The sequence below is a fragment of the Rhizobium sp. 05L419 genome (assembly GCF_056397845.1).
The window spans coordinates 1-7,204 of sequence record NZ_JBFTOF010000058.1 but is presented as its reverse complement, the minus strand read 5'-3'; the positions used below and the strand labels follow the sequence as shown (position 1 = coordinate 7,204).

Below are 7,204 nucleotides of genomic sequence, written 5' to 3'. Positions count from 1 at the left end.
CTCTTCTCAACAAGCGAGCGCACGTTCATCATGTCATTGGTCATCGGTGGTCTTTCCGTCAGGTTGGTCTTGAACAACCCGACCCTACCGGAAAACACTGATGGCCACCTTACTCCTCAAAACCTACACCACGTGCCGGGACACGATCGGCTTCTCCGGCGTCTCCTGATCGGTCGTGCATACTCGCTCGCTACATCACGAAACGCGCGGCCGATCTCATAAAAGTCAGTTGGTTCGGAGCAACGGAAAGTGTCCTAGTTCAGCGCACCGTCCTCGCGAAAACCCGGGCCAGACGCTCGGCGAACGCTCGGGGATCAGTGGGCTTGTCCCCATCGCGGGTTCGGTTGCTGCACCCCTTGGTCATCGATCTTGTCGCCGCGATCCGATGACAGCTTGGGAAGTCGTCTGCGGTCCTAGACACTGCGCGGCGAGAGCAGCCGATCTCTGCCTAGCCCCTCCACTATCCCGCTGGCAAAAATGGACACTATGGTTGTTGGCTCGGGCGTAGAGTCTGCCGATGGGTATCTTCGACGTCGTTGATGGCTCGCACCGCAAAAACCTGAGGCAAGGCCTGCGTCGGATCGAGAAGGCCGATGGCCGTCAAGCCTTTCTCTTGCAGCTCGCATTCGCGGCGATCGATATCGCGATCCTCGCATTCTTCATTTTAGGTCCATATCTTCGCTCGGGTCCATCTTACCTGATAATCGACTACCTTATCGCCGCTTGGATCGCGATCGAAATGATCGCACGAGCGGTTGCAGCGCCCTCCGTCCGTCAATGGGCCCTCCGTCCTATGACGTGGATTGACCTGGTTGTTCTTGCAACGCTCGCCTTCCCGGAGGTGCTCTTCAATTTTGCTTTTCTCAGAGTCCTCCGGCTGGGGGCGATCGGGCATAGTCCACTTATCAAGTGGACTCCTCCATCGAGGAGGATATGTCCATCTGCTTGACGTCGTGCAGGCAGTGATCAACTTCGTGGTTTTCCTCTTCCTGATGACTGGCTTTGTCTACACCTCATTTTTCTATGACAAGCCCGGTGGAGAGGGTTTCGTAGACGCGCTCTACGTCACTGTCACCACGGTGACGACCACCGGCTTCGGCGACATCACGTTGCCTGGCAATGTCGGAAAGCTCACGTCGGTCGTCACCATGATCGTTGGCATTTCCCTCATTGTCCGACTGGCCCAGGCGATCGTCAGGCCCCATAAGGTGACCTATGCCTGCCACCGCTGCGGGCTGCAACGGCACGATGCAGATGCCGTCCACTGCAAGGCGTGTGGCGACGTCCTTAACATTCCCGATGAAGGGCGTAGTCCCAGTTGGCGCGCCATCGGCAATTCAACAACCAGCTCGCATTCGACTCCTCCGCCCGAAATCAAGTTTTCTGCGATATCGAGCGCCTACCCTATTGGAGGATCCTGACGTTCGAACCTGGCTTGAAAACAAGAAGTCTGGCCCCCAACACCTGATGTGGTCGTAAGCGGGTTCAGCTTCGCAACATGGGAAGCCTCGATCCGCGCGCGTATCAACGGCGTCCTGTCCGCCCTACCGCGAGTGCCTGAAGAAGTTCGCATGGCTGCGACGCGGACCCGCGCAAAAGCCGCCGCGCAAGGATACGCGCCCGTTTCTGTCATTTTTTTGGGCCTCGTCGCCGTGGGTTTCGTGGTCGAATCCATCTGGCGTAGACTCGTTGCCCCCACCGACAGCACGTTCGTCAGACTCGCATCCATCGGCATATTCTCTGCCGGGATGGCCGTGATCTTCTTTGCAGTCGATTGGCCTCCGCTGGCACGCTTGACGCTCCTCGCCTACATCTGCGCTCGTTGTCATTCGGTCGACGATCGCCTTGATGCCAATGACGGCCCTTCCACCTTCACAGCGCCGTCGTTTGTCGTTCCTAACGGCAATCGTCGCCGTCGCCGTTGCAACGTCTGCACTCGCGGGGCCATTGGGCATTGAACCCGGCGCCGCCGAGGCCATATCAATCTGTTTTTCGCTGATAGTCCTCGCGCTGAGCCTTAAGACCGTCTGGGCTACGATCGAAACCTCGGCGTCGTGGAAGGCAGCGATAACCGCGTTTGGCGTGGCACTCTGGATAGCATGGTGCCTCGAAATGAAAGGACTTTTCTGGCTCGGCATCTACGCGATCGCCCTTCCCCCCATACTGCGGGGAACCACACGCATGTCGGCGGCGCTATCTGCCGATGCCGGCACACTCCGACGCTTGCTCGTCGCCCATGCGGTGCGAGTGGTGGTTGTCGGCCTGGCAATCGGGTGGCTCGCCCTCGTCTGGCGCTTCAATCCGGACGCTCCTGGCCGACAAGACCCTTGGGTGGAAGCCCTTGTCTACGGAGGCATGAAGAGCGTCGTCGTTCTCCTTCTTGCCGACCTTGTCTGGCAGTTAGTCAGGCACTGGATCGACCTGTCGTTGAGCACCGCCTCCGACACCGCGTCCCTTTCCCCCGCCGATGCGGCGCGCCGGGCACGGTTCCGCACCCTGCTACCTATTTTCCGAAATGCCATCGCGGTGACGGTTCTTGTTATCGCTGGCCTTGTCGTGCTTGCGCAGCTCGGGATTCAGTATGCGGCGGAGACGCGCTGCGGTAGGTCGCCTCTGTGCGCAAAACCTCAGCATCATGCAGCAAGTGCCACAGAGCAACTCTTAATGGCATGCCGCCTGCGCGTTGATTGTAAACGGCAGAAGTTGGCTTAGCCCTTCGGCACGATACCCAAGCTGAGTACCCACATTTCGCGATAACAGAAGTCGGGGTCGGCAAGCAGACGCTCCGGCGCTTCGCCGATCGACTTCCATTGGTGATGATCCGCTTCTGGCAAGTCGCACGTTCGGGCGAGCCCGGATAAAAATTCGAGATTGTTGCGTATATATTCGTGCTCCACGAGCCTAAGCGGCTGACGGCGCTCAGCGAGGGTTGTGATGGCAGAGACGTTCTCAAGGCCCGCCGCTCGAAACCAGGCCGACACGCGAGTTCCCCTCATCGCACCAGACATCTGTACATCATCAGAGAGGGCATCAAGCAGACGCCACACCAGTTTTGGATCCTGCGGCTGATACTGCCAAACCGAGATATCGACCTCCTTCACAGCAACAAGTCCGCCCGGTTTTACGACGCGGCAGAACTCACCGATTGCTTTGGTGAGCACTTCGTCATTCAGATACTGGATGACGTTCGCGCTCCAAACCGCATCGAATGTGCCGGCCTCATACGGGAGCACGGTGATGTCACCGATTCGCGTGCTTACCGGACAGGCAAACCGCTGGCTTGCAATCAAGCCTTCGATTGCCTCAATATTTTCCCGCGCCAGATCAAGAGCCTCGATATGTCCCTCGACGCCCAGCAATTCCGCCATCAAAGGCAGGAAGACTCCATTGCCCGCTCCTGCGTCAAGCATTGACCAACCGGGGCGGATGCCGGCGGCACGAAGAGTGGCATCATACTCGTCCTTGAGCGCCAGGTAATGAACGTTAAGATGTCCGCCGGCGCTGAGCTTATGCCCAGTCGATGTAGTTTGTTCGGAATTTGAAGAGTTGTTCATTTTGTCCGCCAGGCCTTAGGTCCGAACGACGGCGTTCATAGGGCATGGCCTTGTAGCGCAGGTTAGTCTCCCTTGCGCCCTAGCCATGATATATAATCCGGCTCGCACCTGTACCGCCAAATGAATGTGCCAAGAAAATACCGCTTACCCAGGATTGTCAACGCCCATCCGCACGAGCCGACCGACGAGCGCCTGCCCTGGCCTCTTGCCGCTTGGCGAAGGATACATCTTGCAAAGGATCGGAATCCGAGCGTCATAAACAGGCATGATTGCCTCCGGGCGACCGGAACGGTAGTCGCGCTTTGGTGAGCGGGAGAAAGTCTCCGGAAGCTGGCCGTCTCCGCCGAGTTCGCGCTCGGCCTGTTTGCCGATGTGAGCAGACAAAGGGCTGCTTTCGAACCGCGACCTTGAAGCGGAAGCAGCAAGGGTTGGCAAAGGGCTTTCCCAGCTAAGTAAGGGCAGCGAAAGACGTTATGTCCTGGAGCTCCTTGACCTCCGCAGTGCCCAGTGGTCCGCGAGCGGACGCCGCTGAGAGCATCTTAGTCCTCCAGAATTGCGCTTATTTGCCGTACACCCGGCAAGCCACGAACCGCCCCGCAGAAAAGAGATAGCGGTCACCCGTTAGTGTCACGCTCGACGGCTCAGACCAAGCCAGGTCTGTATCATGAAGAATGGCAGCAAGCTGCAGGTGACGGCAAGGACCCAGCCGGCCGCACCGACAGAGACAATTCCGAGCGGCCCAACCAAAAGAGGTGCGTTCACGCCGGCAAGGAGCAATACAAGGCAGAGTGCAACGGCCATCCATACGAACCGGTTCTCGGTCACGCTGTTGCGCCAGAACCGGCTTCCATGGCTGCGCATATTAAAGACATGCCAGAGTTGAGCAAGGGCAATGGTGATGAAGGAAACGGTTGTCGCTTCCTGGGTAGAAAACCCAAGCCAAACCACGGAGACCGTCAGTGAAATAAGCGTGGCGGCGGAAATCAACGCCCCGAAGAACCCGATCGCGAGCCATTGTGCGGTTGAAACAATAGCTTCCTTCGACGGCCGTGGTGGACGGGAGAGCACGTCGCCTTCACCCTCGCCGGTAGCGACGGCGAAGGCAGGAAAGACATCGGTCACTAGATTGAGGAAGAGGATTTGCAAAGGAAGCAGAGGCAAAGGCAGTCCGGCAAGGATCGCAAGGCTGACGACGAGCACCTCGGCGAGATTGCAGGAAAGCAGATAAGCCGCAAAGCGCCGAATGTTGTCGAAGATGACCCGCCCTTCGCCAACCGCATGCACGATCGTCCGGAAGGCATCGTCCAGAAGCACAATATCGGCAGCTTCGCGCGCCACGTCGGTGCCGCGTTGGCCCATGGCAATGCCGATGTCGGCCTTGACCAGTGCCGGCGCATCGTTAATGCCATCGCCTGTCATCGCTACCACGTCGCCTTCGCGCTGGAACACGTCGATCAGTTCCAGCTTCTGTACAGGACTGACGCGCGCGAAGACGTGGTGGCGAGCAATCACTCGGCGTCGTTCTTCATCTGAACCGGCGATGGAGGACAACCAAGCGCCGGTCAGAACCGGCGCGCCGGGTTCCGTCATGCCGACTTCGCGGGAGATGGCGAGGGCGGTGCTGGGATGGTCGCCGGTTGCCATAACCACCCGAATGCCTGCCCCGCGTAGCAAGGCTATAGTCGCCGCGATATCGTGCCTTGGCGGATCACGAAAGGCGACAAGACCGAAGAAGATCAGGCCGTCAATGATCGGCTGGTCCTTGGCCGCTTTTGGATGAACCGCAACGGCGAGGACCCGCAGCCCTTCCGCAGCAAGCCGCTCGGCATTGGCTAACCAAGCCGATCGCATGGCCTCATCCAAAGGCTCTTCTTGCGTGCCGATGCGGTCGGCCGCCTTGAGAACTTCCTCCGGCGCGCCTTTCACGGCGGCAAATTGGCTATCACCGTGGCTATGCACAGTCGCCATACGCTTGCTTGCCGCACTGAAGGGGTGCTCGCCCACTTCCGGATAAACGTCGATCTGCCGCCGGCGTTCGAGGCCGGCGAAGCTGCCGGCGCGCAAAAGCGCCACCTCCATTGGATCGCCGGTACCTGATCCAGCCTCGCGGTCGTAGTCTGCATTCGAGCAAAGAACGCCAATCAACAATGCCCGCATCAACTCCGGATCATTGGCCGGATCGACGACGATCCCGTCCTTGAAGATCGCGGCGCTTCGATGATCGATCGAAAACTCGCCGGACAGTGTCAGGATTCGCTCAACTTCCATTCGGTTCTCGGTCAGCGTGCCGGTCTTGTCCGTGATGATGAGCGTGGTGGATCCCAGCGTTTCGACCGCGGCGAGGTTTTCGACGAGCGCATGCTGCCTGGCCATCCGAAGCATGCCTCGGGCGAGTGTGAGTGTCGCGACGACAGGAAGACCTTCGGGGATAGCAGCCACCGCGAGCGCTATTGCTGTTTCCACCATCGTAAAGGTTGGTCTTCCAGAATAGACTCCTATCCCCGTAAGGACAGTAGCAAGCGCCAGAGTCGCCCAGACAAGCTGACGCGACAGCAATGCGAGTTGCCTCTCCAACGGCGATTCCCCGTGTTCGGTCTCCTCGACAAGCTTAGTGATCCGACCAAGTTCAGTTGAGAGACCAGTGCCGGTAACGATAGCCTCGGCGCTGCCACGCACGACATGTGTGCCCTTGAACAGCATGGCGCTTCGGTCGTGCAGTCCGGTGGATTCCGGGTTGGGGTCGGTGCCTTTCTCAACAGGGAGGGATTCCCCGGTAAGGGTTGATTCATCGGCACATATGCCTGCGCAAGTAATGCAACGCATATCGGCGGAAACCACATCGCCCGCATCAAGGAGGACCACATCGCCAGGTACAAGCTGATCGCCTGGAACCTGCTGCACACGGCCATTCCGGCGCACACGTGCGCTGCGACCGCCAAGTTTCCGCAACGCCTCCATAGAGCGCACCGCTCGCCGCTCGGTGTAGTATCCAATTGCTGTATTGATCACCAGCACTGCGGCGATCGCCGCGGCCTGCTTGTGCTCGCCAAAAAAAAGCGAAAGTGCCATCGCAGCAGTCAGAAGCCCGACCACGGAACTGGCAAACTGCCGACATATCAGATTGATCTCAGAAACTCGACTTCGGACCGGAAGAAGGTTCGGTCCAAAACGGCTCAATCGCTGTTCGCTCTCATTCTGACTGAGCCCGACAGCGGGATCGACGTCGAGAACACCTGCAACGGCGGCTACCGAGAGCGCATGAGGATCAAGCACTGGAGAGGCGGGTGGACCTATATATGTCTGCACGGAAAGATCCCCCTGGATACGGCAAATCCTGTCATCTTTCTCGAACCGCGGCGAATAGGACCTAGCGCATCCTATGACCACCATACCTCGACGGGAGGTTCGTCGCCAATCGCTTCATTTGTCGTGTGCATCCGAGCCACGAACAGCGCCGCGACCCGAAGGCCGCCTCGGCTGCCGCTGGCGAGGCCGATACGATCCTGCTTGTCGGCAGTGAGAGCGGCACGACCTGGGGCTTCGCCAATACGCTGCAGATCGCTCTTTCCGCACAGGGTCTTCGCGTCCATGTCGGCCCAATGTCCAATTTCGAGCCAGTCCGCTGGCCGAAAGCGCGACGTGTTATTCTG

Annotated in this window: 4 protein-coding genes and 2 pseudogenes; 4 read left to right on the top strand and 2 right to left on the bottom strand. The window is 59.0% G+C overall.

The genetic code is table 11. The annotated features are described in order from the left end of the window. Positions 1 to 517: 517 nt before the first annotated feature. The 3 genes and pseudogenes from AC1DMK_RS30675 to AC1DMK_RS30665 form a co-directional block, all read left to right on the top strand. Positions 518 to 1,307, top strand: a pseudogene (locus tag AC1DMK_RS30675) (ion channel); the annotation flags it as partial. 264 nt (positions 1,308 to 1,571) lie between these two features. Next, entirely contained in the window at positions 1,572 to 1,958 is a 387-nt protein-coding gene (locus tag AC1DMK_RS30670) for a hypothetical protein (protein ID WP_477863994.1), read from the top strand. A 154-nt stretch (positions 1,959 to 2,112) separates the two neighbouring features. After that, complete coding sequence (locus tag AC1DMK_RS30665) at positions 2,113 to 2,712, top strand: hypothetical protein (RefSeq protein ID WP_477863993.1); 600 nt, start codon at positions 2,113 to 2,115, stop codon at positions 2,710 to 2,712. Here the strand turns inward: AC1DMK_RS30665 and AC1DMK_RS30660 are convergent. Together AC1DMK_RS30660 and AC1DMK_RS30655 are read right to left on the bottom strand one after the other, a co-directional pair. Beyond that, positions 2,709 to 3,554, bottom strand: coding sequence for a class I SAM-dependent methyltransferase (locus AC1DMK_RS30660; protein ID WP_477863992.1), 846 nt, complete (start codon positions 3,552 to 3,554; stop codon positions 2,709 to 2,711). The two genes, AC1DMK_RS30665 and AC1DMK_RS30660, sit on opposite strands and share 4 nt — an antisense overlap. 627 nt (positions 3,555 to 4,181) lie before the next feature. Further along, complete coding sequence (locus AC1DMK_RS30655; protein ID WP_477863991.1) at positions 4,182 to 6,860, bottom strand: cation-translocating P-type ATPase; 2,679 nt, start codon at positions 6,858 to 6,860, stop codon at positions 4,182 to 4,184. 167 nt (positions 6,861 to 7,027) lie between these two features. Between AC1DMK_RS30655 and AC1DMK_RS30650 the strand changes: the two are divergent. After that, positions 7,028 to 7,204, top strand: a pseudogene (locus AC1DMK_RS30650) (flavodoxin domain-containing protein); the annotation flags it as partial.